Below are 25,773 nucleotides of genomic sequence, written 5' to 3' on the forward strand. Positions count from 1 at the left end.
GGTGATAATCATGAGAACAATCGCCAAGCTGGCCATGCTGGCCGCCGTTTTGTGGACCACCACGGTGGCCGCCGACACCCCCAATCCATTCGACTACCGGTCGGTGCCCAAGCAAAGCGACCAGATCACCATGCGTCTGGCCCACTCCCTGAACATGGAGTGGAGCTCCCAGACCGTGGCCCTGAAACGCTTCGCGGAGCTGGTCGCCATCTACAGCAACAACCGCATCCGGCCGGTGATCTTTCCGGGCTCGCAGCTCGGCAGTGAAAAGGAAATGCTGCAACAGGCCCGCCAGGGCGTGATTCAGGTGACGCTGCCGGCCACCAACAACATGGCCCAGGTGGCGCCCAGCCTGAACGTGCTGCTGCTGCCCTATCTGACCCAGAGCACCGGGGAATCCAACTACCTGCTGGACAACATCACGCCGATCTTGCAGCCGCGCGTGATCGAGGAAGCCGGGGTGCGTATCGTCGGCTGGGAAAACACCGGCTGGCGACATTTCTTCTATAACGCGCCGGAGCCGATCCAGGTGCCGGCGGATCTGGCGCCGCTGAAAATGCGCGTGCCGCCCAACGCCATCATGCTCGGCACCTACAAATCCTGGAACGCCTCGCCGGCGCCGATTGCCTGGAACGAACTCTACAGCGCCCTGCAGCAGGGCGTGGTGGAAGGCGGCGACAGCCCGGTGAGCGACATTATCGGCATGAAGTTCGACGAAGTGATCAGCCGCATTTCGCGGCTGCATTACACCATTCTCACCCACCCCATCGTGGTCTCCGAACGCTGGTTCCAGGATCTCGACCCGGAACTCCAGGAGGTGGTGCTGCGCGCCGGCCGGGAAACCACCGAGTACGTGCGCTGGTGGCAGCCCCTGGACGAAGCCCGTTGGTGGAAGCTGGCCGAGGAAGCCGGCGTGCAGGTCACCGACATCGAGGACGAAACGCCGTGGGCCGAGAAGGCGCGCGCCGCCTGGCCGAACTATTACCACCTGATCGGTAAGGACGGCGAGGCCCTCGCCGACAAAGCGTCGGCCATTCTTGAGTCCTACAAGGCCGACCAACAATAAAACAATCCGCCCGACGCCGGGGCGACACCAGTCGCTCCGGCGGGAGAAGAACCATGTATAACTTGCTGAGAAAGTCCCAACTGGCCCTGTGCCATCTGTTGCTGTCGGGCATGGTGCTGGCCCTGCTGCTGCAGATTTTTGGCCGCAGCTTCAATGCCGGCCTGGAATGGACCGAGGAACTGTCCCGGTTCGCCTTTATTTCCTTTGTTTTCATCAGCGCCAGCTATTCGTCGCTTATGCGCGCGGACCTGCGCATCGGCGTGTTCTCCGACTGGCTGGGCCGGCGCCTGGGCCGGGGCGTGGTGGAAGGTGTCACCACCGCCCTGCTGCTGTTGTTCGATGTGCTGATGATCATTTACTGCTACCGCAACGTGATCGACGGCATCAAGTACCCCAGCGTTTCACCGGTGCTCGGCATCAACACCAACTATCTGTTCGTGGTGTTGATCCTGGCGTTCGTGCTGTCCGCGCTGGGCCGGCTGTGTGGGCGTAATGCCCGGGGCGAGGCCGGGGAGGGTCTGGCATGACCACCGTACAATGGGTATTGATTGTCATGCTGCCGGCGCTGCTGCTTCTGGGCGTGCCGATCTACGCGGCGCTGGGCCTGACCGGTTTCGCCGCCGCCTGGGTGCTTGGCGCCGACCTGGTGTTCGCCGCGCAGAGCATCTTCAACGGCGTGGACAACTTCGCGCTGCTGGCGATTCCCGCTTTTATCCTGGCCGGCAACATCATGGAAAAAGGCGGCCTGACCCACGACATCATCCGCATCTTCCGGCGCATGTTCGGGCATATTCCCGGCAGCCTGGGCATGGTGACGATTCTGTCGTGCATGTTCTTCGCCGCCATTTCCGGCTCCGGCCCGGGCACCGTGGCGGCCATCGGTTCGATCATGATTCCGTCCATGGTGCGCTACGGCTACCCGGCGCCCTACGCCGCCTCGGTCACCGCCACCGGCGGCACCCTGGGGATTCTGATTCCGCCCAGTAACCCGATGATCATCTACGCCATCATCGCCAACGTCTCCATCGCCGACGTGTTCGCCGCCGGCCTGCTGCCGGGTCTGTTGATGGGCGTGGTGCTGGTATTCACCGCCTATGTGATGGCCAAACGTTCCGGCGCGGTGGTCAACCCGGTGCACGAACAGGAGGATGAGGACGAAAGCCTGGGGTCGCTGATCTGGCAGGCCAAGTTTGCCCTGTTCCTGCCGGTGCTGATTCTCGGCGGCATCTACTCCGGCCTGTTCACGCCGGTGGAAGCCTCGGTGGTGGCGGTGTTCTATGCGCTGGTGGTGGCCCGCTTCGTCTACCGGCAACTGGACGCCCGGGCGCTGCACGAAGCCTTCGAGCAGACCCACCGCATCTCCGGCGCGCTGATGATCGTGGTGGCCTGTTCGGCGCTGCTGGCCAAGGTGATCACCCTGGAAACCATCCCGCAGCAAATCTCCGCGGTGATGTCCGGCGTGTCCACCAACCCGCTGGTGATTCTGCTGTGGATCAACGTGTTCCTGATCCTGGTGGGCACCTTCATGGAAACCATGTCGGCGATCATCATCCTGGCGCCGATCCTGGTGCCCCTGGTCACCGCCTTCGGCATCAACCCGGTGCACTTCGGCATCATCCTGGTGACCAATATCCAGATCGCCTTCCTGACACCGCCCCTGGGGGTCAACCTGTTCGTATCCAGTCAGATATCCGGGGTACCGGTGGAGAAGATCATTCGCAGCATCTGGCCGTTCCTGCTGGCGCTGCTGGGGGTGCTGACGCTGGTGACCCTGTTCCCGCAGATCAGCCTGTGGCTGCCGGACCTGCTCAGATCGTTGCGCTGAGCTTCCTTCGACCCGCCTCTCCGGCGGGTCTTTTTTCTTCAGCGCCCAAAACCGCCAACAGGCACATCAAAGCGGGTCTGTGTTACGCCCTTCCGGGACCCTTGAGAACAGGACGTTCGAAAGGGAGCCTACAGGGACGTACTTGCGGCGTTCCCGGAAGGGAGTAACACAGACCCGCGCCCCCGATGGAGGGTGCTCAAGGTTGGTTGTGGCGAAGCATATAGCGGGCGGTCTGGTAGTAGCCTTCCAGCATCGCCTTGCGTTGCTCCAGCAGTTCCGGACGGACTTCGTTGACCGGCTCATTCAGGGCCGGGTTCCGCAGATCGTACAACCGTGGCCGGTCGCCGTCGTACTGCATGCTCATATGGTAATCGTCACCCAGCAGCCCGATCAGCGGGTCCTGGCTGCGGTTGCCGCCGAACGTCAGGGCGTAGAACGGCGCCTTGGTGTGCAGCAGGTCGCGGCCCAGGGTGCGGTTCTCGTAGGGCAGCCCGACGATGCCCAGGGCGGTGGGCATGATGTCCACCAGGCTGGCCGGATGCTCGATCACCCGGGGGCCGTCCAGCACGCCGGGGCCGTACAGGATCAACGGCACATGGTGCTTGTCCAGGCCCAGGGACTCGCTGTAACCCATATGGTTTGACGACTCGGAGCGGTCGTTATGATCGCCATAGAGGATGTACAGGGTGTTATCGCCGTAGGCTTCGCTGGCGGCCAGTTCGTTGATGAAGCGGCCCACGTTGTGGTCCAGCAGCCGCACCGCGTTGTACTGGTCGTTGCCCAGAAAGCTGTGCTTCTGAACTTCCCCTTCCGGCGGCTGTTTGGTTTCGAACTCGGAGCCGTCGTCGGGAATGGTGAAAGGACGATGGTTGCCGGCGGTCTGGATAAAGGCAATGAACGGCTGGTCCGGGTCCAGTTCGCTGAGGCGCCGGTGGGCGGCGTCGAACAGGGAGCGGTCGGAGATGCCCCATACGTCCACGTTGGGCGCGTCGTAGTCGCCGGCCTCGTGCAGCTCCAGGTCGCGGATATTGTTGGTCAGCAGGCCACTGATGTTGGCCCAGCCCGCGTTGCCGCCGATAAAGTAGAACCGCTGGTAGCCCTTGAAGGCGTTCACCAGGGTGTATTGATTGACGATCTGCGGATTGCGCGAAGCGGTGGACCCGCCCCAGGTCACGTCGGGAATGCCGGTGACCAGGCCGAACACGGTGCGCGCCGTGCCGCTGGACGGCACCATGAAGTTGGGGAAAAAGTAGCCCTGGTGGCCGAACGCGTCCAGGTTGGGCGTGGCCTCCATGGGGTTGCCGTACAGACCCAGCCGGTTGGCGCCCATGGATTCCAGGTGGATCAGGACCACATTGGGCGGCCGGCCATCGCGCCGGTGCCCGGCCACCTGGCGGGCGAAGTTGAACTGGCCGTCTTCGCCGTGGCGTGCGTCCTTGGGCACGCCCAGGTAGTCCGCCATCCACTCATAGTGGCGGGCCAAAGCGTCCGGGTCGTGCTTGCGGGTGCCGGTGGTCAGGGTGTCGTAGAAGAACACCGCCGGGTTCAGACCCAGGGCGGCCACTTCCTGGTTGTTGGCGAAATAGGCATCGCTCCAGCGCAGTGGCACTTCGCCGAACTGCCCCATGATGCCGAGCGCGTAAAGATAGGTGCAGGCCACGCCCACCAGGGTACCGGCCAGCCAACCCCGGCGCGGCGGGCTGGCGGCGGTGAAGCGGCCGATCCAGCGGCGGCCGGCCCAGCCGCACAGCAGAGCGGCGGCGAGCAACAGCAGCGCCAGCGGAATCACCGGGTAGCTTTCCCACACCATCAGCAGCGAATCCCGGCGGTCCTCGAAGAAACGCAGCACCGAGCTGTTCAGGCGCTCGGCCAGATAGCTGTAATGGGCGAAGTCCGCCACATAGATCAGGGTGAGAGCGGCGCCGGCCAGGGCCAGCCAGGCCACCGCCAGCCGCCGGGCGATGCGGCCCCGGCGCAGACCGGCCACGCCGGGCAGCAGGCTGAGCAGGGCCACCGGCAGGGTCACCAGCAAGGCCACGCGCAGATCGAAGCGCGCGCCGATACCGAAGGCCCGCCACAGTTCCTGGTGATTCAGGTCCTGGCCGGCCAGGAAGGTGAGGAAAAACGCCGCGCGCAGGATCAGCAGTGCGACAAGGGTGACCAGCGCCACCCCCAGAACCAGCCGCAGACGCGGCGACAGTCGCATTATTTGACGACCTTCAGATGACTGGCGCGGGCCGGTTTATCGGCCTCGCCCTCGTCGGTATCCGGAGTCGGCGGTTCCGGCGGCGGTTCCACCGGTTCGAACGCCATGCCCTGGCCGTTCTCCCGGGCGAACACCGCCATCACCGCTTCCACCGGCACCCGCACCGTGTGCGGCACGCCGCCGAAGCGGGCGGAGAAGGAAATTTCCTGATTGCCCGCTTCGAAGGCGGTGACCGCCCGCGGCGCGATATTCAGTACGATCTGGCCGTCCTGGACGAACTCCTGCGGCACCTCGGCGCCGGGGTAACGGGCGTCCACCGCCAGATGGGTGGTCAGGCCGTTATCGCAGATCCATTCGTGCATCGCCCGTATCAGATACGGGCGATTGGGGGTCATCTCGTCACTCATGGCTTACAGTTGCTGACGCAGTTCGCGCTCGGCCTCGGACAGGCTGACCTGGAAGGCATCCCGGTCAAACAGGCGCTCGGCGTAGTCGATCAGCGGCTTGGCCTGCTTGGCGGGCAGATCCACGCCCATGGCCGGCAGCCGCCACAGGATCGGGCCGATCACGCAGTCCACCAGGGTGAACTCCTCGCTCATGAAGAACGGCAGCTCACTGAAGATCGGTGCCGTGGCGATCAGGCTTTCACGCAGTTCCTTGCGGCGCTTGTTCAGGGAGGCTTCTTTCTCCTCGCCGATCAGCAGCGCGTCCACGTGATGGCACCAGTCGCGCTCGATGCGGTGAATCAGCAGCCGGCTTTGCGCCCGGGCCACCGGATACACCGGCAACAGCGGCGGATGCGGGAAGCGTTCGTCCAGGTACTCCATGATCACCGTGGACTGATACAGCGTCAGCTCCCGGTCCACCAGGGTCGGCACCTCGTTATAAGGGTTCAGCGAGGCCAGGTCTTCCGGCTTGTCACCGTTGTCCACGTCGACGATGTCCACGGTTACACCCTTTTCCGCCAGAACGATGCGTACCCGATGGCAATAATGATCGTTCGGGGAAGAAAAGAAGGTCATCGAGGAACGTTTGGTCACCACACCCATGGTCGAGTCATCTCCACGCTATATCGCAATAACACAAACAGGGTAGCCGCTCGCGCGGTTACCCTGTTGCTCGCTGGAACAGGTTCCAGGCGGGAGTAAACCCGCCTAGTGAACGTCCTTCCAGTATTCCTTTTTCAGCAGGTATGCCGGAATCAGCAGAATCGCCAGGAACACCAGCACATATACACCGATCCGTTCGCGGGTGGGGGCAATGGGCTCCGCCGCGTAGGTCAGGAAGTTGGTGATGTCGCCCATATTGGACTCGAACTCTTCCTCGCTCAAATCCTGCTGCATGCCGGCCATCACGTGGGGCATGCCCACGCTCGGGAATACGTGGTTGTTGTACCCGTAGGGACGGGCATCATCCTCATAGAACCCGATCAGATAGGAGTAGATCCAATCCGAGGAGCGATGGCGGGCGGCCAGGCTCAGATCCGGCGGCGGGTTGCCGAACCAGGCCTTGCCGTCCTCGGCGCTCATGCCGTTCTTCATCTGATCACCGATCTTGTCGGTGGTGAAGTTCAGATACTTCAGCGTCAGCGCGTCGGGCATACCCAGGTCATCGGCCATGCGGCCGTAACGCAGGTACTCCAGGCTGTGACAGCCCATGCAATAGTTGACGAACAGTTTGGCGCCATTTTGCAGGCTTACCTTGTCCTGCAGATTCACCGGCGCTTTTTCCAACTCCACATCGTGGCCGCCGGCCGCGCTGGCGAACGCGGGCAGGCAACTGAAAAGCAACGCAACAACCAGCTTCTTCATCAGTGACCCCCCGTTACACGTTCAGGAACCGGCTTGGACTTCTCGAATCGGTGTGCCAGCGGCAGACCAATGAAGAAGAACAGGAAGTAGTAGACCGTGCCAATCTGCGCCAGGGTCTTGTACAGACCGGAGGCCGGCTGGGTGCCCAGGAAACCGAGCATCAGGAAGTCCAGCGCGAAGATCAGCAGCAGGGTCTTGCTCAGCCAGCCCTTGTAACGGATGGATTTCACCGGATGGCGGTCCAGCCAGGGCAGCAGGAACAGCACCACGATGCCGCCGCCCATGGCGATCAGACCCCAGGACTTGGCGGACATGCTGAACCATTCAATGGTGGTGGCCCGCAGCATGGCGTAGTAAGGCCCGTAGTACCACACCGGCGCGATGTGATCCGGCGTCTTCAACGGGTTGGCCGCCACGAAGTTGGGCTTCTCGATCAGATAACCGCCGCCGGTGGGGAAGAAGAAGATCACCACCGCGAAGATCATCAGGAACACGATCACGCCCGGCAGATCCTTCACCGTGTAGTACGGATGGAACGGGATGCCGTCGCGGGGGATGCCGTTCTCGTCCTTGTTCTGCTTGATCTCGACGCCGTCCGGGTTGTTGGAACCCACTTCGTGCAGCGCCAGGATGTGCAGGAACACCAGGGCCACCAGCACCAGCGGGATCGCCACCACGTGCAGGGCGAAGAACTTGTTCACCGTGGCGGTGGACAGCAGATAGTCGCCGCGCACCCAGGTGGTGAGCGCCTCACCGATTTCCTTGGCGTCCTTGGCGTCGATGAACGGCAGCATGTCGAAGGGAATGGCACCGGCCAGGGAGATGATCACCTGGGCGCCCCAGTAGGACATGTTGCCCCAGGGCAGCACGTAACCGAGGAAGCCTTCCGCCATCAGCGCCACGTAGATCAGCATGCCGAAGATCCACACCAGCTCGCGGGGCGGCTTGTAGGAGCCGTACAGCAGGCCGCGGAACATGTGCAGGTAGACCACCGCGAAGAAGGCCGAGGCGCCCACCGCGTGCATGTAGCGGATCAGCCAGCCCCATTGCACGTCGCGCATGATGTATTCCACCGAGCCGAAGCCGTCGGACGGGGAATAGAACATGGTCAGCCAGATGCCGGTGAGCAGCTGGTTGATCAGTACCACCATGGAGAGCACGCCAAAGTAGTACCAGAAGTTGAAGTTCTTCGGAGCGTAGTACTCCGACATGTGCTTTTTGTAAGTGTTGACGACGGGGAGACGGGCATCCACCCAGTCGATCAAACCGTTCACCAATCTCATGCCTTGGTCTCCCCTTCCTCGGAACCGACGATGATCACGGCATCACTGACGTAGGAGTGAGGCGGCACCACCAGGTTGGTGGGGGCCGGCACGCCCTGATAGACACGGCCGGCCAAGTCGAACTTGGAACCGTGACAAGGGCAGAAGAAGCCGCCGTACTTGAGTTCCACGGTGGGCTCTTCCTCGAACAGAGGCGAACAACCCAGGTGGGTACAGATACCGATCAGCACCAGATATTCTTTTTTGATGGAGCGCCACTCATTGGCCGCGTAGGGCGGCTGCTGGTCCTCTTTGGACTGCGGGTCCTTGAGCTCACCGTTGAGTTTGTCCAGGTTGGCGATCATGTCGTCGGTGCGACGCACCACCCAGATCGGCTGGCCACGCCATTCGGCCACCACGCGCTGCCCCATCTCGAGTTTGCTGGCATCCACCTCCACGGGGGCGCCGGCATTCTCAGCTTTCGCGCTGGGTTGCCAGGATTTGACAAAAGGTACCGCCGCGCCGATGGCACCCACCGCACCGACCGCTGAGGTCAGGCCGATCAAAAAGGTGCGGCGGCTGGTATTTACGCCGTCATTGCTCATTGAATTATTCTCCCCTTAGATCCCACGCTCGGGGGGTGATCCGAGACTCGAGGTCGGTGCTCGTGCTCCGGGCGGAGTAAGGCGGCGGAAATGGTAATGAAAAAGACCACATCTGACAACCGGTTATTGCTTGTCAGCGCCTTGCTAAACCACTGATTTATGCACAAAAAAAGCCCAGCAGTGCCGGGCTTTTTCGGGGTTCGACAACGCCGGGCGTCGTCTTACCGCTTGGAGTACTGCGGACGCTTACGCGCTTTATGCAGACCCACTTTCTTACGCTCAACCTCACGGGCATCACGAGTCACGTAGCCGGCACGACGCAGGGCGCCACGCAGCTCGCCGTCGTATTCCATCAGCGCACGGGTGATACCGTGACGGATGGCGCCGGCCTGACCGTTGTTGCCGCCGCCACTGACGGTGACGTAGACGTCGAAGCGCTCAACGGCGTCCACCAGCTCCAGCGGCTGACGCACCACCATGCGGTTGGTCTCACGACCAAAGAACACGTCCAGCGGACGGCCGTTAACGGTAATGTTACCGCTGCCGGGGCGCAGGAATACACGAGCGGCGGCCGTCTTGCGGCGACCGGTTCCGTAATCGGCGTTTGCAGTTGCCATCGACTGACCTCTTAAAGTTCGAGCTGCTGCGGCTGCTGAGCAGTATGCGGATGCTCGGTGCCGGCGTAGACTTTGAGTTTGCGCAACATGTCGCGACCCAGCGGGTTGCGCGGCATCATGCCCTTCACGGCTTTCTCGATCACCATCTGCGGTTTTTCGCGGATCAGGGTCTCGAAATTGGCTTCCTTGATGCCGCCCGGGTAACCACTGTGGCGATAGTACATCTTGTTGGAAGCTTTTTTGCCGGTCACGGCCACTTTTTCCGCGTTGATCACGACGATGTAGTCGCCGGTATCCACGTGCGGCGTGTATTCCGGCTTATGCTTGCCGCGCAGACGGCTGGCGATTTCCGCGGCCAGCCGGCCCAGCGTTTTGCCGGAGGCGTCCACCACATACCAGTCGCGCTTTACGCTTTCCGGTTTCGCGCTGAAGGTCTTCATGGGAGTCTTCCCTAAAATTTGTGCCCTGAATTCAATACGTTACGGGTTCAATCAACCCTCCGGCGAGAGCCCGCCGGGCAAGAGGGTGCGAATTGTACTTAACCGCCCCGATAAAGACAAGCGGAAAGACAGCCTCACGGCAAAGGCTGCAAGCGGCGCGCCGGAATGCCCCAAAGAAGGCCCCCACCAGCAGCAAACCAGCCACACTCCACCCCCTCCACAACCCGCTTTCCGCTTGTAGCCTGTAGCTTGTGGCTTGTCACTCTCCCCCTGCTATAGTCGGGGCCTTTCCGCCGGCCCGAGCCGGCATTTGAATCGTAGGAGAGAGCAATGGAGTACCGCCCGCTGGGTAATACCGACCTGAAGGTCAGCAGCATTTGCCTGGGCACCATGACCTGGGGCAATCAGAACACCGCCGAGGAAGGCTTCGCGCAGATGGAACTGGCCCTGGCCCGTGGCGTCAACTTCTTCGACACCGCGGAAATGTACGCGGTGCCCGCCAGCCCGGAGACCTCGTTCCGCACCGAGGAGATCATCGGCGAGTGGTTCGCCCGCACCGGCAACCGGGACAAGGTGGTGCTGGCCACCAAGGCCGCCGGCCCCGGCGAGTACGTCAAACACATCCGTGGCGGCCCGCGCTTCACCGCCGACAGCCTGCGCGACGCCGTGGAAGGCAGCCTCAAGCGGCTGCGCACCGATGTTATCGACCTATATCAGCTGCACTGGCCGGAACGGCCCACCAATTTCTTCGGCCGGCTCAACTACAAACATAAGGAAGCGCCGGAAGCGGTGCCCATCGCCGACACCGTGGCCGGCCTCAAGGCACTGGTGGACGCCGGCAAGATCCGCCATTGGGGCCTGTCCAACGAAACCCCCTGGGGCACCATGACCTTCCTGCGCGAAGCGGAGAAGATCGGCCTGGCGCCGCCGGTGTCGATCCAGAACCCCTACTCCCTGCTCAACCGCAGCTTCGAGGTGGGCCTGGCGGAGGTGGCGCACCAGGAGAAGGTGGGTCTGCTGGCCTACTCCCCGCTGGCCTTCGGCATGCTGACCGGCAAATACCGCAACGGCCAATGGCCCGCCAATGCCCGCCTGACCCTGTTCAAACAGTTCGCCCGCTATAACGGCGAGCAGGCCGTGGCCGCCACCGAGGCCTACTGCCGCCTGGCGGAAGAACGCGGCGTCAGCCCCACACAGCTGGCCCTGCAGTTCGTCACCACCCGCCCGTTCGTGACCAGCAACATCATCGGCGCCACCAACCTCAACCAGCTCCGCGAAAACCTGGACAGCGTCGACCTGGCCTGGGACAAGGACCTGGAACAGGCCCTGGAAGACATCCACACCCGCTTCCCGATCCCCGCGCCCTAAACCCGCGCCGCCTCTATTGTAGGAGCGACCGTAGGAGCGACTTCAGTCGCGATAGACGCCCCCACACACGTCAATCGCGGCTGAAGCCGCTCCTACAGTTCCACCGACTGCCCCACCGGCCGCCTTGACGCCCCCGCCAAACCGGCGCAATGTGCACAGTGTGTACTTTCAGGGAGCGAACCCATGGCAAGTCCTCAACCCAGCAGCCTGCGCGTCGGCCGCCGCTACCGCGCCAACCGCCTCGACGGCCCCTACGACGCCCTGGTGATCGGCTCCGGCATCGGTGGCCTGACCGCCGCCGCCTGCCTCAGCAAGATGGGCTGGAAGGTGGCCGTGTTCGAACAGCACTACACCGCCGGCGGCTTTACCCACAGCTACGAACGCAACGGCTATGAATGGGATGTGGGCGTTCACTACATCGGTGACATGGGCCGCTCGGATACCCTGGGCCGGCGCCTGTTCGACCACATCACCGACGGCCAACTGCAATGGGTACCCATGGACCCCTGCTACGACCGCATCCATCTGGGCGACCGCCACTATGATCTGATGGCCGGCCCGGAGGCGTTCCGCGCCGAGCTGCAACGGGCCTTTCCCGACGAACACGACGCCATCGACACCTACCTGCGCGCCATCAAAAAGGCCGCCGGCGCGATCCAGCCGCTCACCGTCACCCGGATGCTGCCCGGGGCCCTGGCCAAGGTCGCCCGCATGGGCCTGGATCGCGGTGCCCTGGGGCGCTACAACCGCACCACCCGGGCGGTGCTCGAGGAGATCACCGACAACCAGGAGCTGATCGCCGTGCTCACCGGCCAGTGGGGCGACAATGGCCTGCCGCCTTCGCGCTCCAGCTTCCTGATCCACGCGCTGATCGCCAGCCATTACCTGCACGGCGGCTACTACCCGGTGGGCGGCGCCTCGCAGATCGCGCGCACCGTGATTCCGGTGATCCAGCAAAGCGGCGGCGACGTTTTCACCTACGCCGATGTCACCGAGGTGCTGGTGGAGAACGGCCGGGCCACCGGCGTGCGCCTGGCGGACGGCCACGAAGAGCGGGCCCCCTGCGTGATCAGCGACGCCGGCGTGTTCAACACCTTCACCGAACTGCTGCCGGAACACGCCCCCGCCCACGCCTTTTACCAGTGCAAGCTGGCCGGCGTGCAGCGGTCCATGGCCAGCGCCTGCCTCTATATCGGCCTGAACGACAGCGCCGAAAACCTGGGCCTGCCGAAAACCAACTACTGGATCTACCCGGACAACGACTACGAAGCGCGGCTGGACCAGGCCCTGGCCGACCCGGACGGGCACGACATTCCGCTCACCTATATTTCGTTCCCCAGCGCCAAGGACCCGGATTTCGCCCGCCGCTACCCGGGCCGCGCCACTGTGGAAATCGTCGCCGCCGCCCCTTATGACTGGTACCGGGAATGGGACGGCACCACCTGGGGCCAGCGCGGCGAGGACTACGAAGCCCACAAGGAAGCCTTCGCCCGGCGCCTGCTGGAAAAACTGTTCGAGAAACACCCCCACCTGCGCGACCACCTGGACTACTACGAGCTGTCCACGCCGCTCTCCACCGCCTGGTTCTGCCGCTACCCCACCGGGGAAATCTACGGGCTGGACCACGACCCGCAACGCTTCGACCAGGACTGGCTGCGCCCGAAAACCCGGGTGCCGGGCCTGTACCTGACCGGCCAGGACATCCTCACCTGCGGCGTGGTGGGCGCCCTGGTGTCCGGCCTCACCACCACCCTGGCGGTGACCGGCCGCAAGGGCCTGCCGCTGGCCCGCAGCATGTTCGTGGGCTGAGACAGTGCGCTTCTGGCTCGCCCTGGTGCTGCTCGCCCCGCTGCTGTTCTGGCAGGGCCGCCGCGCCCGACGCAACACCCCGCGCCTGCCGGAAGCCGGCGGCGCCGACCACGGCCAGGCCGGCACCGGCCCGGCGCCGCTGCGGCTGCTGGTGGTGGGGGAATCCACCGCCGTGGGGGTGGGCGTGGGGGAGCATCATCAGGGACTGGGCGGGCAACTGGCCCGGGTACTTCAGCAACGGCTGCACCGCCCGGTAAGCTGGCGGGTGGACGGCGTCAACGGCATCCGCGCCGGCGATCTCGCCACCCGGCTCGCCCACCGACCGGCGCCCGGCGAAGATCTGGTGGTGGTCAGCCTGGGGGTCAACGACACCACCGGCCTGTCCTCTCCGAGCAGCTACCGGCGCGACCTGGAACGGCTGATCGCCACCCTGCGACGGGAGCGGCCGAAGCTGCCGGTGGTGCTCCTGGCGGTGCCGCCAATGCAGCACTTCACCGCCCTGCCGCGCCCGCTCCGTGATGTGCTGGGCCTGCGCGCCGGCCAGCTCGACCGTGCCCAGCGGGCCCTGGCGGCGCGCCTGCCCGACACCCACCATCTGACCTACCCGGTGATCGCCAACCCGGCCGGGTTGGCCGAGGACGGCTACCACCCCGGCGAAACCGGCTACGCCCACATGGCCGAGGGCGTGGCACCGGCGCTCACCGACCTGCTGACGCCCCCGGCGGCCAGGCCGCCGCCGACAAATGATCCCATGGCTGTCCCGCCCTCGCGGACGGCGCCCCCTCACTCCCCTGCTCGCTCCCGGTAAAAGCGCAAAGCACCCGCGCCGAGTCCTCATCCAGGATCGCCAGAGGCAGCGACTCCCCGTTATCCGGGTGGGCACACCACACGTCGGGCCCGTAAAGAGTGCGCCTCGGCCGGGCGCCGCGATAGGGACATTCACTGCAACACATCAACATCTTCCCGGGCCTCCCTTTCCGTTTCGATCGATTCCAAGCGCATGGCAACGGCGGCATCCGGCCGCACCATCCAACCAGCTTGTCAGAGCCCCACCGCACCCGTAAAGGGGCCCCACGGGAACCGGAAAACGCCAAGCAACATGCCCGAGCGGTTCCAAAACGCGGGACAACTCAAAAAGATGCAGAATAGCCACCGACCGACCGGCCCTACGGTCAAGTGAAACAGTTCACATAAGGTGATATTTTGAGCAAATAAGAAAAACCCAGCACTCTACCGCCCCTGGGGTTAAGCATGGACTCGCTTATCGTCAACCTGTGTTCGGACGACCAACCCGACAAAGCCTTTCAATGTGACGCCATCCGAATGGAAGGCGTAATCTGCCTGGTTCCCGAATGGGTCTACTCAGCGGACGGCCGTGACCGCGTCCCGGCCCGACTGATCCGCCTGCTCGATCTGCCACTGGAGCGACTGCCCGGCTACCGGGAAAGCTACCACCTGCAACGGCCCCTGCCCCGCCGCGTGCTGGCCGGTCAGGTGCCGGCGGAACTGGACGGCAAGATTGACGTGGTGTTCGTGCCGTTGCGGTTCGCGGGCAAGGCTCCGCCGTAATCCCCACCGCTCCCGCCGAACAAAAAAAGCGGGCCCGAAGGCCCGCTTTCTCGTTTCGCTTTAGCGAACGGCGTTTAGAACTGGTAGTTCAGCTGCGCGCCGATCACGTTGGCGTCCAGTTCGTAGGTGCCAGCCAGCGGCGGCTTGGTGCCGTCCTGACGACGGATGTCCGCGTCATCCACCCAGATATGGGCGTAGGCCACGTCGATGCTGAGGTTGTCGGTGGGCTGGAAGCCCGCGCCGATGGTCGCCCACACCCGGTCGGAGTCCGGGGAGATCGCGGAGCGATTATCGGTGCTCTGGGTGGACTCTTCCTTGGCCAGGCCAAAGCGCAGCACGGTATCGCTGGGCAGGGTATGGCGCAGGCCGATGGAATAACGGGTGGTGTCGTCCCAGTTAAAATTCTCCACCGCGGGATTCGGCAACGGTGCCGGACCGGCATGGTCGATCACCAGACGGTCCAGGCTGTGCCAGTACATGTGCTCAACGCCCAGCAGCAGTTGAGTGCGGTCGTTCAGCTCACCCGCGTAGGACAACTGCAGGGTCGCCGGCAGATCCAGATCCGTCTTACCTGCAAACTTCAGGGGGGCCGGCGCACCGGTCACCGGGGGCTTGAAGGTAATATCGCCGTCGATGTCATAGCTGATTTCGGAGCGATAGGCGATGCCGAAGTGGTTCTTATCATCGGCGCTGTAAGTCAGGCCCAGGTTCCAGCCGAACGCATCGTCATCACCTTCCAGACGGGTCGCCGCGTTTTCGATATCGGCATCGATCCGCTGATAGCTGACGCCGGCGCCGAGGCGGAGGTTGTCGGTGATCTGAATGCCCACCGCCGGGTTGACGTTAATGGTCTTAACGTCTGATTTCTGCGCGTAGAAATCACCGGAGGTGACGCCGGGCGCGACTTGATTACCCCAGTTGTCCTGGTACTCGATCTTGGTGCCGAACGGGGCATTGATGCCCAGGCCGAAGGTCACCCGGTCGTTGAACGGTACCGCCAGGAATACGCTGCCCACGAAGGGTTCCACGTCGTCGAAGTCGCCGGGGCCGGCGGGGCCGTCGGCTTTAAAGCTGGTGTCGATCCAGACCTGGTGGGTGGCCACGGAAAACTGGGCGGATGAAAGTCCGGCCAGGGTGGCGGGGTTGTACCATTGGTTGGTGGCGTCCTCGCTGAGCACACCGGAGCCGGCATAGGCGGTACCCATGGCGGACACGGACTGGTAGGAAACGCCAAAACCGGAAGCGAGGGCTGTGCCGGAAGCCAGCGACAGCACGGAACCCGCGAGCAACGCGCCTCTTCTTTTCATCATATTGTTCTCCATCGTATCGAGCCGGAGGCGTCGGGCCGCTTCATCCACACAGGCCCGGACACCCGGAAAAAGTCGGTATACACCGACGGTGTAAGAATAAACTTGCAAGACGGGGGCGAGAAGCCGGCGAATGTAAAACCGGCCGTTTTTTCGACAAAAAAGGCGACCACCCGGTCGCCTTTTCCGTAACACCGGGCCGTGACCGTCAGTCCGCCAGCACCGCCCGGGCCACGATGGTCTTCATGATCTCGTTGGTGCCGCCATAGATGCGCTGCACCCGGGCGTCGGCGAACATGCGCGCGATGGGGTATTCCCACATATAGCCGTAACCGCCGTGCAATTGCACGCACTCATCGATGATCTCGCACTGCAGGTCGGTGACCCAGTACTTGGCGCCGGCGGCGGTGGGGATATCCAGTTCCTTCTTGAGGTGCAGCTCCAGGCAGCGGTCCACGTAGGCCCGGGCCACGTCCAGCTTGGTGCGCATTTCCGCCAGTTTGAACTGGGTGTTCTGGAAGCCGGAGATGGGCTGGCCGAAGGCCTTGCGCTCCTTCACGTAGTCGACCGTGTGCCGGAACGCGCTCTCGGCCATGGCCAGGCCGTTGATGGCGATGCCCAGGCGCTCCTGGGGCAGTTCCTGCATCAGGTAGACGAAGCCCATGCCTTCCTGGCCGATCAGGTTCTCGGCGGGCACCTTCACGTCCTGGAAGAACAGCTCGGAGGTGTCCTGGGCTTTCATGCCCACTTTTTTCAGGTTCTTGCCCTTCTCGAAGCCTTCCATGCCCTCTTCGACGATGATCAGGCTGGTGCCCTTGGCGCCTTTCGCCGGGTCGGTCTTGGCCACCACGATGACGATATCGGCGTTCTGGCCGTTGGTGATAAAGGTCTTGGAGCCGTTCAGGATGTAGTGGTCGCCGTCCTTGACGGCGGTGGTCTTGACGCCCTGCAGGTCGGAGCCGGCGCCGGGTTCACTCATGGCGATGGCGCCGATCATCTCGCCGCTGACCATCTTGGGCAGGAACTTCTGCTTGAGCGCCTCGGAGCCGTAGTGCTCGATATAGGGCGCCACGATCTCGGTGTGCAGCCCCCAGCCGATGCCGGTGAGACCGGCCCGGGAGATTTCCTCGCTGATCACCACGCTGTACAGGAAGTCGGTGGCCAGGCCGCCGTATTCCTCGCTGACCATGGGGCACAGAAAGCCCTGTTCACCGGCCTTGCGCCACAGCGCCTTGGGCACCTGGCCGTCCTGCTCCCACTGTTCATGGTGGGGCACGGCCTCGTTTTCCAGAAAACGGCGAACGGTATCGCGGAGCGCTTCGTGGTCGGAATTGAACAGGGTACGCGGGATCATGGCTGTCTCCGGTTGTATGGAACGGGAAACAGAGTGTCTAACCGGCCGGAATCAGGGGCAATGACCAAAACGCTCAGGCATTGGTGCAAGCTGCAAGCTGCAAGCTGCAAGCTGCAAGCTGCAAGCTGCAAGCTGCAAGCTGCAAGCTGCAAGCTGCAAGCTGCAAGCTGCAAGCCAGGACAGGGTGGCGGCGGGGTGGTGCCGGTCAATCGCCGGTTGAAAGTTAAAAGTTAAAAGTTAAAAGTTAAAAGTTGAAACGCGGGTGGGGCCTTGGGGGTTGGGAGGCCGTGCCCGCGGGCCGGGGCCGGGGGCGGTTTAGCTTGTAGCTTGCGGCTTGTAGCTTGTAGCTTCTTCACCTGGCTAGGCCAGATGTTCCCGGGTGAGGTATTCCTGGGATTGCATTTCCAGCAGCCTGGAGCGGGTGCGTTCGAATTCGAAGCCCAGGCGGTCGCCGGCGTAGAGGTCCTCGATGGGGGTTTCGGCGGTGATCACCAGTTTCACGCCCCGGTCGTAGAATTCGTCCACCAGGTTGATAAAGCGGCGTGCCCGGTCGTCGCTGCCGGCGCCCATGCGTTGTACGTCGGAGACCAGCACGGTGTGGAATTCCCGGGCGATTTCGATGTAGTCGTTCTGGCTGCGCGGGCCGTCGCAGAGCGCGGTGAATTCGAACCAGACCACGTCGTCGGTGGATTTCACCGTGGCGATCTTGCGCCCTTCCACCAGGATGTTGCCGTTGGCGCGGTGGCGGCCGTGCTCCGAGGACAGCGCCGCGAAGCGTTCCTCCATGAAGCGGTCCGCCTCGGCGCCCAGGGGGCAGTGAAACAGCTCCGCCTGCTCCAGCACCCGCAGCCGGTAGTCATGGCCACCGTCCACGTTCATCACCCGGGTGTGCTGCTTGAGCAGTTCGATGGCGGGCAGGAAGCGGGCGCGCTGCAGGCCGTCCCGGTACAGGCCGTCCGGCTCGATGTTGGAGGTGGCCACCAGGGTCACGCCCTCGTCGAACAGGGTCTGCATCAGGGTGGCCAGAATCATGGCGTCGGTGATGTCGGTGACGAAGAATTCGTCGAAGCACAGCACCCGGTAGCGGCTGGCGAATTCCCGGGCGATGCTGGTGAGCGGGTTTTTCTCGCCCTGGCGCTCGCGCATCTGGCGGTGCACTTTCTGCATGAAGCGGTGGAAGTGCATGCGCCGCTTTTCCTCGAACGGCAGGCATTGGAAAAACACGTCCATCAGGTAGGTCTTGCCACGCCCTACCCCACCCCACATGTAGAGGCCCTTTTCCGGCGTGCGCTTCTGCTTGCGCAGCTTCGCCAGCAACCCCGCCGGGGGACGCGCCTGACACAGCTTGTGATGGAGATGGTCCAGGGCACGCACCGCCTGCTCTTGGGCGGCGTCATGGACAAACTCGGGGCGCGTCAGGTCGGCCTGGTATTTCTCAAGGGGCGTCATGGTGTCCAAAGGGTGAACGAACGGCGGGTCAATGTAGCGTTCCGTAAGCGGCCTGACAATAACGCCGGGACCAAAGGGTCGCAGGGGATCGCGGCTGAAGCCGCTCCTACAAGGCGCCAGCCGCGCTCGAAGGCGCCACGGGATTCAGGGCAGCCGCGACGCCGCCACTTCCTTCAGGTCCACCAGCTTGCCGTGGAAGAAGTGCCCGCTGTCCGGGAAGCGGATCAGGTCCGGGGTCAGCGGCGTGTGCTCGGCCCAGCGGAACACCTGCTCGGCGGGCACCACTTCGTCGTCCTCGCCCTGCACCACGGTCACCGGGCAGCCGGCGTTCTCGATGCCCTCGAAGTCAAAATGGTGCACCGGGGGCGCCACCAGCATCAGTGCCTTGGGGGCCTGGCCGTTGGCGGCCAGCACCTCGGCGCCCCGGGCCGCCACGAAGCTGCCGAAGGAGAACCCGGCCAGCCACAGCGGGCGGTCCGGAAACTCCCGGGTCAGCCAGCGGTGCACGGCGATCAGGTCCTCGGTTTCACCGATGCCCTCGCTGAACGCGCCCTGGCTGTTACCCACGCCCCGGAAGTTGAACCGCAGCACCGCCGCGCCGGCGTCCCGGGCGGCCCGCGCCAGGGTGGTGACCACTTTGTTGTCCATGGTGCCGCCGAACAGAGGATGGGGGTGGCAGACGATGGCGATCATCGTCGGGTTGTCGGCATCGCCCTCCAGGGCCGCCTCCAGGGTGCCCTCCGGGCCCTCCAGGGCCAGACGATCACGGCTCATGTTTCCTCCCGATACAATTTACTCTGCGGTTCGCTTGGCGCGGCCACGGGTCTGTGCTGCAATGTGGCTGCTTGAGGAGTATGACATGGATACGCTGACAACCCACCTGCTCACCTTTTTCGCCGGCCTGATCGTGGGCGCCGGCCTGCTGTATTGGCTGATGCCGGCGCGCCGCCAGGCCAGCCAGGTGATTCGAGATCGTGACGAGGCCCGCAACGCCCTCAACCATTACCGCGACCGGGTGGATCACCATTTCCTGGAAACCGCCGACCTGATCAACGATCTGACCCAGTCCTATCGGGCGGTGCATCAGCATCTGTCCCGGGGTGCCCACGATCTGTGCAGCGAAACCGGCCGCAAGAAGGCCGCCGCCAAGAGCCTGGACGCCGCCTACGAGCCGGAGGCGCCGCTCTCCCAGCCGCTGGATTACGCCCCCAAGGCCCAGGGCACCCTGTCCGAGGATTTCGGCCTGCAAAAGAAAGCGGACGGTCCATTCAGCCCGGTGAACGTGGGCGACGACGCGCCCTCCACGGTGATGGAGCCGCCCCGCGACTACGCCGATGTGCGTGACGATGAGGACGAGAGCGACCGCCCTCGCTGAGCACCTTCCCGGCCAGCCCCTTCCAGATACGGTAGGAGCGGCTTCAGCCGCGATTCACGCTTGGGTCGGCTTATCGCCAACGGGTGCGAATCGCGGCTGAAGCCGCTCCTACGTTTAGCATGCCTACGTTTAGCATGACGAGACCACCGTGGGCGGGGTCAGTGGATGGCGCCGGGCCAGCCCCGGCGCGGTCGTTCTGTCTTCAGCGGGCGGAGTGCCCTTTCAGTTCCACCTTCACCTTCTCGTGGTCCTGCAGCCCTTCGTAATAGGCGCGCAGCACCGCCAGCACTTCCGGCCGGCTGAAGTTGTCCGGCACATCGCCGCCTTCGCTGAGCAGCTTGCGCAGCTTGGTGCCGCTCACCAGAACCCGGTCCTCGGCGCTGTGCGGGCAGGTGCGCATGCTGGCCATGGTGCCGCATTTGTCGCACCAGAAGGTCCAGTCGATCTTCAACGGCTGGGTGATCAGGGCATCCTCGGGGATTTCGTCGAAGATGTGGTGGGCGTCGAACGGGCCGTAGTAGTCGCCCACGCCGGCGTGGTCACGGCCCACGATCAGGTGCGAGCAGCCGTAGTTCTGGCGGAACAGGGCGTGCAGCAGCGCTTCCCGGGGCCCGGCGTAGCGCATGTCCAGGGGGTAGCCGGACTGCACCACGGTGTTTTCCACGAAGTAGTGTTCCACCAGGGTGCCAATCGCTTCCTGGCGCACCTCGGCGGGGATATCACCGGGTTTCAGGTTGCCCAGCAGGGAGTGGACCATGACACCGTCGCAGATCTCGATGGCGATTTTCGCCAGGTGTTCGTGGGAACGGTGCATGGGGTTGCGGGTCTGGAACGCCGCCACGGTTTTCCAGCCACGGGCCTCGAACATGGCGCGGGTTTCTTCCGGGGTCATGTAGATGCCGGCGTACTTCTCCGGGAACTCGCCCTGGCTGAATACCTTCACCGGCCCGGCCAGGTTCACCTCGCCCTGGGCCATCACCATTTTGACGCCCGGGTGCTCCTCATCTGTGGTTTTGAACACCTGTTGGCATTCGTGGGCCTTGTCGATGGTGTACTTCTCGTTCACCACCATGGAACCCATGATCTCGCCGTCGGCGTCCACCAGCGCCACCTCGCTGCCTTCCGCCAGGCCGTCGGCGGTGACCGCGTCGGTGGAGAGCGTGATGGGAATCGGCCAGAACACCCCGTTGGTCAGGGCCATGTTGTCGCACACGCCCTGCCAGTCGGCTTGGCCCATGAACCCGTCCAGGGGGGTGAAGCCGCCGATCCCGAGCATGATGAGATCACCGCGCTCACGGGAACTGAGGGTGACTTTCGGCAGGTCCGCGGCGGCGGCCAGGGCCTGTTCCCGCTCGGCGCCGTCCAGCAGCAGGATATTCAGCGTATCGCTGCCGTGGGGTTTCACCAGTTGCGACATGTTCACTCCCTAGATAGTTGGTCGTTGGGGTTGGCGGCGGATTATACCGGCGCCGGCGTGACCGCCTCCAGCGCTGCTAAGATCAATCCGTTTGGGGCTTATGCTCGGATCGCGGCTGAAGTCGCTCCTACCACGGCAACGGGTGCAGGAGCGACTTCAGTCGCGAAACGCGCTATGCCCAGGGCACCCGCACCGCCACCGGTTCCGGCTCCAGCTCGATCTCGGCGGGCAGAAAGCCGGCCGGATCGCCGTCGGTCTGCACCGGCTCCAGGCCGGGGGCGGTGATGGTGACGCGCTCGGCGCTCAGTGAGGTGACGCCATCCACCCGCTCCATGCGGCCGAACAGCAACGCGGTCAGGCAGCGCAGCAGAAACAGCCGGCCCGGCCGTTGAAACAGCAACACCTGCACACTGCGGCGGTTGAGATTGGCCTGGCGGCTGAGGATGAAACTGCCACCGTAATAGCGGCCGTTGCTGATCACCGCCGAGAAGCAGTCCAGCGGCCGGCCGTCCACGGTGACCCGAAAGCGCACCTCGCCATAGCGCAGCACCTGCCGCAGCATGCTCAGGGCATAGGCCAGCTTGCCAATACGGCGTTTGGCGATCAGATCCACCTGATCCACCACCCAGGCGTCGTAGCCCACCCCGGCCACCACCAGAAAGCGGCGACCGTTGAGCCGCGCCGGCGTGATCATCAGGGTGCGCCCTTCCAGCACCACGGCGGCGGCGGCCTCCGGCTTGCGCGGCAGGTTCAGCTCCCGCGCCAGCACATTGGCGGTGCCGATGGGGAACAGGGCCAGCGCCACGCCGGGCTTGAGCCCGTTAATCACATCGTTGGTGGTGCCGTCGCCGCCGGCGGCGACCACGCATTCACCCTGGTCGGCCAGCCCGTTCAAATAACGGGTGGCGTCGCCGGGGGCGCGGGTGTGATACAGCCGCACCCTGGCGCCGCCCTGTTCCAGCGCGCGCACGAAATGGCGCAGCCGCCGGTCCCTGCCGCCGCCGGCGGTGGGGTTGAAAATCACGGTGATATTCATGGAATTCCTTGGCGCCGCGCCGCGGCCGCGGGCGGCCTTCGAATCGCGGTTGGCACCGCTGCTACGCTCCGCTTCCGGCAAGCGGCGGATTACACCGGGTTGTCGATGTCGATGAAGATGTGCTCCACCCCGTACTCATTGGCCAGCCATTCCCCCACCGCCTGCACGCCGTAGCGCTCGGTGGCGTGGTGCCCGCAGGCAAAGTAATGGATGCCGGTTTCGCGGGCGAAATGGGTGGTCGGCTCGGAGATCTCACCGCTCAGGTAAGCATCCACGCCGAGGGCCTGGGCCTGTTCGATAAAGCCCTGGGCGGCGCCGGTGCACCAGGCCAGTGTCTCGATCTCGTCCTGGCTGTCGCCGATGTGCAACGCCTGGCGTCCCAGCACCGCTTCCACATGGGCGGCGAAGTCCTCGGCGCTCATCGGTTCGTCCAGCCGCCCCACGTTACCGATGGAGAGCGGGTTGTCCGGCTCCAGACCACCCTCCACATGCAGGCCCAGGCGGCGCGCCAGCTGGGCATTGTTGCCCATCTGCGGATGCGCATCCAGGGGCAGATGGTAGGCGAACAGGTTGATGTCGTGGCGCAGCAGACTTTGCAGGCGCTGCTTTTTCATGCCGCGCACGCGCTGGTCCTCGTTTTTCCAGAAGTAGCCGTGATGCACCAGAATGGCGTCCGCCTCCTCGACGATGGCGGCGTCCACCAGCGCCTGGCAGGCGGTCACGCCGGTGACCAGCCGGCGCACCTGTTCGCGGCCCTCCACCTGCAGTCCGTTGGGACAATAGTCCTTGAAACGATGGGTTTGCAGCGCTTCGTCGAGCACCCGCAGCAAGTGGTCGCGCTTCAGCATCGGCGTTCTCCCCTGTGCTAACATTGCGCGCAGTTTACATGATTCGTGGGGGCAAACTCAGTGCTGAACAAGCTGCTTCGCTTTCTGGCGCCGCCGGTGGTGGCCGGCCTGGCCGTGGGGCTGGCCGTGCTGTGGTGGTATGAGCAGGGCCCGGGCGCGCAGCGGCACGGCGCCGAGGGCGCGCCGCCGGCGGTGGAGAGCTATGCCAGCGCGGTGACCCGGGCGGCGCCGGCGGTGGTCAACGTCTACACCACCCAGATCGTCACCCGTGGCGACAGCGTCAGCGATGACCCTCTGTTCGACCGCTTCATGGAAAGGCCGCGCCGGGAACGGGCCCTGGCCAGCCTGGGCTCCGGCGTGATCGTCTCGCCGGACGGTTATGTAATGACCAGCTATCACGTGATCCGCGACGCCGACGAAATTCTGGTGGCCCTGCGCGATGGCCGGGACGCCCCGGCGCGGGTGGTGGGCACCGACCCGGAAACCGACCTGGCACTGCTGCAGATCGCCCTGGAAAATCTGCCGGTGATCGATCTGAACGGGCCGCAGCCGGTCAATGTGGGCGACGTGGTGCTGGCCATCGGCAACCCCCTGGGCGTGGGCCAGACCGTCTCCATGGGCATCGTCAGCGCCACCGGGCGCACCCATCTGGGCATCGCCACCTTCGAGAATTTCATTCAGACCGACGCCGCCATCAACCGGGGCAATTCCGGTGGCGCCCTGGTGGACACCCGCGGCCACCTGATCGGCATCAACACCGCCATCCTGTCCCAGGACGGCAACTGGCAGGGCATCGGCTTCGCCACCCCGGCCTCCATCGCCCGCGAGGTGATGAGCGACCTGATCGAGCATGGCCGGGTGATCCGTGGCTATCTGGGCGTCAGCGTCCAGGACATCAACCCGACCCTGGCGGAAACCTTCGGCATGCAGGACGTGCGCGGCGGCGTGATCACCGAGGTGGTATCCGGCAGCCCGGCCCAGCAGGCCGGCCTGCAGGCGGAGGACGTGCTGGTGGGCATCAACGGCGAGGCCATGGGCGACGGCTACGAAGCCATGAACCGCATCGCCGGCACCCAGCCCGGCACCACCCTCACCCTCAACGTGCTGAGGAACGGCCAGCCCGTGGATCTGGAAGTGACCATCGGCACCCGCCCGCCAGCCGGGAAATAACGTCCTTTCGCGGCTGAAGCCGCTCCTACAATGGGATGACGATGTAGGAGCGGCTTCAGCCGCGATACCCCCACGATCAAAGCAGCGCTTCAAGCGCCTCAATCAGTGCCTGGTTCTGATCCGGCCGCCCCACGGTGATACGCAGGTGGTCACGGATGCGTTCCGGCTTGCCGAAGTGGCGCACGATAATGCCCTGCTCGCGCAGGGCCGCGGCCAGGTCGGCGCCGGTGTGGGCCGGGTGGCGGCAGAACAGGAAGTTGGCCGCCGAGGGCAGCACCTGGAAGCCCATCTCTTGCAGGGCACGGCGCAGGGTTTCCCGTTCCTCGATAACCAGTTCGCAGCCACGCTGGAACCAGTCTTCGTCCTCGAAGGCGGCCTTGCCGGCGGCGATGGCGAGCCGGTCCAGGGGGTAGGAGTTGAAGCTGTTCTTGATCCGTTCCAGACCTTCGATCAGGGCCGCGTCGCCCACCGCGAAGCCGATGCGCACACCGGCCAGGGCCCGGGATTTGGACAGGGTCTGGGCGACCAGCAGGTTGGGGTAACGGTTCACCAGGGCAATGGCGCTGTCGCCGCCGAAGTCCACGTAGGCCTCGTCCACCACCACCACGGAGTCCGGGTTGGCCTGGAGCACGGTTTCGATGGCGTCCAGCGGCAGCAGGCACCCGGTGGGGGCGTTGGGGTTGGGGAAGATGATGCCGCCGTTGGGGGCGCCATAGTCCGCCGGGTCGATGGCCAGGTCGTCGTCCAGCGGCACCAGCCGGTAGTCGATGTCGTAGAGCCCGCAGTAGACCTTGTAGAAGCTGTAGGTGATGTCCGGAAACAGCAGCGGCCGGTTCTGCTTGAACAGGCCGAAAAAGATGTGCGCCAGCACCTCGTCGGAGCCGTTGCCGACGAACACCTGGGCGGTGTCGACGCCGTAATAGGTGGCGATGGCGCCTTTCAGCTCGCTGGCGTCCGGGTCCGGGTACAGGCGCAGCCGTTCATCGGCGGCGGCGCGGATCGCCTCGATCACTTTCGCCGAGGGGCCCAGCGGGTGCTCGTTGGTGTTGAGCTTCACCAGACGGGTCATTTTCGGCTGTTCGCCGGGCACGTAGGGTTCCAGGTCGCGGACGAACGGGCTCCAGAATTTGCTCATAATGCTTCGCGGCTGAAGCCGCTCCTACTATCGGTGGTGATCGCGGTTGAAGCCGCTCCTGCGATGGGTGGTGATCGCGCCTGCAGCCGCTCCTACGGGGGGTT

The 25,773-nt window shown here is 64.4% G+C and carries 26 protein-coding genes; 10 read left to right on the plus strand and 16 right to left on the minus strand.

Features of this window, described 5'->3' with window-relative positions:
* Window positions 1-10: 10 nt before the first annotated feature.
* The 3 genes from FGS76_RS18535 to FGS76_RS18545 are packed head-to-tail and all read left to right on the plus strand — an operon-like array spanning window position 11 to window position 2,891.
* The gene (locus FGS76_RS18535; RefSeq protein WP_138774140.1) at window positions 11-1,066 is read left to right on the plus strand and encodes a TRAP transporter substrate-binding protein; all 1,056 of its coding nucleotides are present in this window, start codon (window positions 11-13) and stop codon (window positions 1,064-1,066) included.
* A 53-nt stretch (window positions 1,067-1,119) separates the two neighbouring features.
* Window positions 1,120-1,593, plus strand: a complete 474-nt coding sequence (locus tag FGS76_RS18540) for a TRAP transporter small permease (RefSeq protein ID WP_138774141.1) — start codon at window positions 1,120-1,122, stop codon at window positions 1,591-1,593.
* Window positions 1,590-2,891 (plus strand): TRAP transporter large permease, encoded by a 1,302-nt coding sequence (locus FGS76_RS18545; protein ID WP_138774142.1) that lies wholly within the window; start codon window positions 1,590-1,592, stop codon window positions 2,889-2,891. Before FGS76_RS18540 ends, FGS76_RS18545 begins: the two co-directional genes overlap by 4 nt.
* A gap of 196 nt (window positions 2,892-3,087) precedes the next feature.
* On the opposite strand, the gene FGS76_RS18550 is transcribed toward FGS76_RS18545, so the two are convergent.
* The 8 genes from FGS76_RS18550 to rplM form a co-directional block, all read right to left on the minus strand.
* Window positions 3,088-5,097, minus strand: a complete 2,010-nt coding sequence (locus tag FGS76_RS18550) for an LTA synthase family protein (RefSeq protein WP_138774143.1) — start codon at window positions 5,095-5,097, stop codon at window positions 3,088-3,090.
* On the minus strand, window positions 5,097-5,504 hold the full coding sequence (locus FGS76_RS18555; protein WP_240692602.1) for a ClpXP protease specificity-enhancing factor: 408 nt from the start codon (window positions 5,502-5,504) through the stop codon (window positions 5,097-5,099). The genes FGS76_RS18550 and FGS76_RS18555 overlap by 1 nt, the downstream gene beginning before the upstream one ends.
* Before the next feature lie 3 nt (window positions 5,505-5,507).
* Window positions 5,508-6,146, minus strand: a complete 639-nt coding sequence (locus FGS76_RS18560) for a glutathione S-transferase N-terminal domain-containing protein (RefSeq protein ID WP_138774145.1) — start codon at window positions 6,144-6,146, stop codon at window positions 5,508-5,510.
* Between the two features lie 105 nt (window positions 6,147-6,251).
* Window positions 6,252-6,908, minus strand: a complete 657-nt coding sequence (locus FGS76_RS18565; protein WP_138774146.1) for a cytochrome c1 — start codon at window positions 6,906-6,908, stop codon at window positions 6,252-6,254.
* On the minus strand, window positions 6,908-8,191 hold the full coding sequence (locus FGS76_RS18570; protein ID WP_205717292.1) for a cytochrome b: 1,284 nt from the start codon (window positions 8,189-8,191) through the stop codon (window positions 6,908-6,910). The genes FGS76_RS18565 and FGS76_RS18570 overlap by 1 nt, the downstream gene beginning before the upstream one ends.
* Window positions 8,188-8,775, minus strand: a complete 588-nt coding sequence (gene petA, locus FGS76_RS18575; RefSeq protein WP_138774147.1) for a ubiquinol-cytochrome c reductase iron-sulfur subunit — start codon at window positions 8,773-8,775, stop codon at window positions 8,188-8,190. Before petA ends, FGS76_RS18570 begins: the two co-directional genes overlap by 4 nt.
* 221 nt (window positions 8,776-8,996) lie before the next feature.
* Entirely contained in the window at window positions 8,997-9,392 is a 396-nt protein-coding gene (gene rpsI, locus FGS76_RS18580; protein ID WP_138774148.1) for a 30S ribosomal protein S9, read from the minus strand.
* A gap of 11 nt (window positions 9,393-9,403) precedes the next feature.
* Window positions 9,404-9,832 (minus strand): 50S ribosomal protein L13, encoded by a 429-nt coding sequence (gene rplM, locus FGS76_RS18585; protein ID WP_138774149.1) that lies wholly within the window; start codon window positions 9,830-9,832, stop codon window positions 9,404-9,406.
* A 330-nt stretch (window positions 9,833-10,162) separates the two neighbouring features.
* Between rplM and FGS76_RS18590 the strand changes: the two genes are divergently transcribed.
* The 4 genes from FGS76_RS18590 to FGS76_RS18605 all read left to right on the plus strand — a co-directional run bounded on the left by FGS76_RS18590 (window position 10,163) and on the right by FGS76_RS18605 (window position 14,578).
* Window positions 10,163-11,200 (plus strand): aldo/keto reductase, encoded by a 1,038-nt coding sequence (locus tag FGS76_RS18590; RefSeq protein WP_138774150.1) that lies wholly within the window; start codon window positions 10,163-10,165, stop codon window positions 11,198-11,200.
* Window positions 11,201-11,383: 183 nt separating this feature from the next.
* Window positions 11,384-13,009, plus strand: coding sequence for a phytoene desaturase family protein (locus FGS76_RS18595; RefSeq protein WP_138774151.1), 1,626 nt, complete (start codon window positions 11,384-11,386; stop codon window positions 13,007-13,009).
* Window positions 13,010-13,013: 4 nt separating this feature from the next.
* Window positions 13,014-13,817, plus strand: coding sequence for an SGNH/GDSL hydrolase family protein (locus tag FGS76_RS18600; RefSeq protein ID WP_138774152.1), 804 nt, complete (start codon window positions 13,014-13,016; stop codon window positions 13,815-13,817).
* Between the two features lie 443 nt (window positions 13,818-14,260).
* Window positions 14,261-14,578, plus strand: coding sequence for a hypothetical protein (locus FGS76_RS18605; protein ID WP_138774153.1), 318 nt, complete (start codon window positions 14,261-14,263; stop codon window positions 14,576-14,578).
* 74 nt (window positions 14,579-14,652) lie between these two features.
* Here FGS76_RS18605 and FGS76_RS18610 read toward each other — a convergent pair whose 3' ends face one another.
* Together FGS76_RS18610 and FGS76_RS18615 are read right to left on the minus strand one after the other, a co-directional pair.
* On the minus strand, window positions 14,653-15,888 hold the full coding sequence (locus FGS76_RS18610) for an OmpP1/FadL family transporter (protein ID WP_240692603.1): 1,236 nt from the start codon (window positions 15,886-15,888) through the stop codon (window positions 14,653-14,655).
* 205 nt (window positions 15,889-16,093) lie between these two features.
* Window positions 16,094-17,239, minus strand: a complete 1,146-nt coding sequence (locus tag FGS76_RS18615; RefSeq protein ID WP_138774155.1) for an acyl-CoA dehydrogenase family protein — start codon at window positions 17,237-17,239, stop codon at window positions 16,094-16,096.
* A 60-nt stretch (window positions 17,240-17,299) separates the two neighbouring features.
* Here FGS76_RS18615 and FGS76_RS19500 point away from each other — a divergent pair, with 60 nt between their 5' ends.
* A complete protein-coding gene (locus FGS76_RS19500; protein ID WP_170214517.1) occupies window positions 17,300-17,473 on the plus strand; it encodes a hypothetical protein in 174 nt (57 codons plus the stop codon).
* 126 nt (window positions 17,474-17,599) lie between these two features.
* On the opposite strand, the gene zapE is transcribed toward FGS76_RS19500, so the two are convergent.
* Together zapE and FGS76_RS18625 are read right to left on the minus strand one after the other, a co-directional pair.
* Complete coding sequence (gene zapE / locus FGS76_RS18620; protein ID WP_138774156.1) at window positions 17,600-18,688, minus strand: cell division protein ZapE; 1,089 nt, start codon at window positions 18,686-18,688, stop codon at window positions 17,600-17,602.
* A 144-nt stretch (window positions 18,689-18,832) separates the two neighbouring features.
* Window positions 18,833-19,462 (minus strand): alpha/beta hydrolase, encoded by a 630-nt coding sequence (locus FGS76_RS18625; RefSeq protein WP_138774157.1) that lies wholly within the window; start codon window positions 19,460-19,462, stop codon window positions 18,833-18,835.
* A gap of 85 nt (window positions 19,463-19,547) precedes the next feature.
* Here FGS76_RS18625 and FGS76_RS18630 point away from each other — a divergent pair, with 85 nt between their 5' ends.
* The gene (locus tag FGS76_RS18630; RefSeq protein ID WP_138774158.1) at window positions 19,548-20,063 is read left to right on the plus strand and encodes a Z-ring associated ZapG family protein; all 516 of its coding nucleotides are present in this window, start codon (window positions 19,548-19,550) and stop codon (window positions 20,061-20,063) included.
* Between the two features lie 202 nt (window positions 20,064-20,265).
* Here FGS76_RS18630 and sat read toward each other — a convergent pair whose 3' ends face one another.
* The 3 genes from sat to FGS76_RS18645 form a co-directional block, all read right to left on the minus strand.
* Entirely contained in the window at window positions 20,266-21,480 is a 1,215-nt protein-coding gene (sat, locus tag FGS76_RS18635; RefSeq protein WP_138774159.1) for a sulfate adenylyltransferase, read from the minus strand.
* A gap of 172 nt (window positions 21,481-21,652) precedes the next feature.
* On the minus strand, window positions 21,653-22,516 hold the full coding sequence (locus FGS76_RS18640) for a diacylglycerol/lipid kinase family protein (RefSeq protein WP_138774160.1): 864 nt from the start codon (window positions 22,514-22,516) through the stop codon (window positions 21,653-21,655).
* 89 nt (window positions 22,517-22,605) lie between these two features.
* On the minus strand, window positions 22,606-23,364 hold the full coding sequence (locus FGS76_RS18645; RefSeq protein WP_138774161.1) for a Nif3-like dinuclear metal center hexameric protein: 759 nt from the start codon (window positions 23,362-23,364) through the stop codon (window positions 22,606-22,608).
* A gap of 63 nt (window positions 23,365-23,427) precedes the next feature.
* Between FGS76_RS18645 and FGS76_RS18650 the strand changes: the two genes are divergently transcribed.
* Window positions 23,428-24,534, plus strand: coding sequence for a trypsin-like peptidase domain-containing protein (locus FGS76_RS18650; RefSeq protein WP_138774286.1), 1,107 nt, complete (start codon window positions 23,428-23,430; stop codon window positions 24,532-24,534).
* 76 nt (window positions 24,535-24,610) lie between these two features.
* Here the strand turns inward: FGS76_RS18650 and hisC are convergent, their stop codons facing one another.
* Window positions 24,611-25,669, minus strand: a complete 1,059-nt coding sequence (gene hisC / locus FGS76_RS18655) for a histidinol-phosphate transaminase (protein ID WP_138774162.1) — start codon at window positions 25,667-25,669, stop codon at window positions 24,611-24,613.
* Window positions 25,670-25,773: the final 104 nt, after the last annotated feature.

The organism is Alloalcanivorax gelatiniphagus (assembly GCF_005938655.1).
Lineage (GTDB): Bacteria > Pseudomonadota > Gammaproteobacteria > Pseudomonadales > Alcanivoracaceae > Alloalcanivorax > Alloalcanivorax gelatiniphagus.

Coding starts and splice junctions, on each gene's coding strand:
- FGS76_RS18535 (WP_138774140.1), top strand. CDS start 11: ATGAGAACAATCGCCAAGCTGGCCATGCTGGCCGCCGTTTTGTGGACC.
- FGS76_RS18540 (WP_138774141.1), top strand. CDS start 1,120: ATGTATAACTTGCTGAGAAAGTCCCAACTGGCCCTGTGCCATCTGTTG.
- FGS76_RS18545 (WP_138774142.1), top strand. CDS start 1,590: ATGACCACCGTACAATGGGTATTGATTGTCATGCTGCCGGCGCTGCTG.
- FGS76_RS18550 (WP_138774143.1), bottom strand. CDS start 5,097: ATGCGACTGTCGCCGCGTCTGCGGCTGGTTCTGGGGGTGGCGCTGGTC.
- FGS76_RS18555 (WP_240692602.1), bottom strand. CDS start 5,504: ATGAGTGACGAGATGACCCCCAATCGCCCGTATCTGATACGGGCGATG.
- FGS76_RS18560 (WP_138774145.1), bottom strand. CDS start 6,146: ATGGGTGTGGTGACCAAACGTTCCTCGATGACCTTCTTTTCTTCCCCG.
- FGS76_RS18565 (WP_138774146.1), bottom strand. CDS start 6,908: ATGAAGAAGCTGGTTGTTGCGTTGCTTTTCAGTTGCCTGCCCGCGTTC.
- FGS76_RS18570 (WP_205717292.1), bottom strand. CDS start 8,191: ATGAGATTGGTGAACGGTTTGATCGACTGGGTGGATGCCCGTCTCCCC.
- petA (WP_138774147.1), bottom strand. CDS start 8,775: ATGAGCAATGACGGCGTAAATACCAGCCGCCGCACCTTTTTGATCGGC.
- rpsI (WP_138774148.1), bottom strand. CDS start 9,392: ATGGCAACTGCAAACGCCGATTACGGAACCGGTCGCCGCAAGACGGCC.
- rplM (WP_138774149.1), bottom strand. CDS start 9,832: ATGAAGACCTTCAGCGCGAAACCGGAAAGCGTAAAGCGCGACTGGTAT.
- FGS76_RS18590 (WP_138774150.1), top strand. CDS start 10,163: ATGGAGTACCGCCCGCTGGGTAATACCGACCTGAAGGTCAGCAGCATT.
- FGS76_RS18595 (WP_138774151.1), top strand. CDS start 11,384: ATGGCAAGTCCTCAACCCAGCAGCCTGCGCGTCGGCCGCCGCTACCGC.
- FGS76_RS18605 (WP_138774153.1), top strand. CDS start 14,261: ATGGACTCGCTTATCGTCAACCTGTGTTCGGACGACCAACCCGACAAA.
- FGS76_RS18610 (WP_240692603.1), bottom strand. CDS start 15,888: ATGATGAAAAGAAGAGGCGCGTTGCTCGCGGGTTCCGTGCTGTCGCTG.
- FGS76_RS18615 (WP_138774155.1), bottom strand. CDS start 17,239: ATGATCCCGCGTACCCTGTTCAATTCCGACCACGAAGCGCTCCGCGAT.
- FGS76_RS19500 (WP_170214517.1), top strand. CDS start 17,300: ATGACCAAAACGCTCAGGCATTGGTGCAAGCTGCAAGCTGCAAGCTGC.
- zapE (WP_138774156.1), bottom strand. CDS start 18,688: ATGACGCCCCTTGAGAAATACCAGGCCGACCTGACGCGCCCCGAGTTT.
- FGS76_RS18625 (WP_138774157.1), bottom strand. CDS start 19,462: ATGAGCCGTGATCGTCTGGCCCTGGAGGGCCCGGAGGGCACCCTGGAG.
- FGS76_RS18630 (WP_138774158.1), top strand. CDS start 19,548: ATGGATACGCTGACAACCCACCTGCTCACCTTTTTCGCCGGCCTGATC.
- sat (WP_138774159.1), bottom strand. CDS start 21,480: ATGTCGCAACTGGTGAAACCCCACGGCAGCGATACGCTGAATATCCTG.
- FGS76_RS18640 (WP_138774160.1), bottom strand. CDS start 22,516: ATGAATATCACCGTGATTTTCAACCCCACCGCCGGCGGCGGCAGGGAC.
- FGS76_RS18645 (WP_138774161.1), bottom strand. CDS start 23,364: ATGCTGAAGCGCGACCACTTGCTGCGGGTGCTCGACGAAGCGCTGCAA.
- hisC (WP_138774162.1), bottom strand. CDS start 25,669: ATGAGCAAATTCTGGAGCCCGTTCGTCCGCGACCTGGAACCCTACGTG.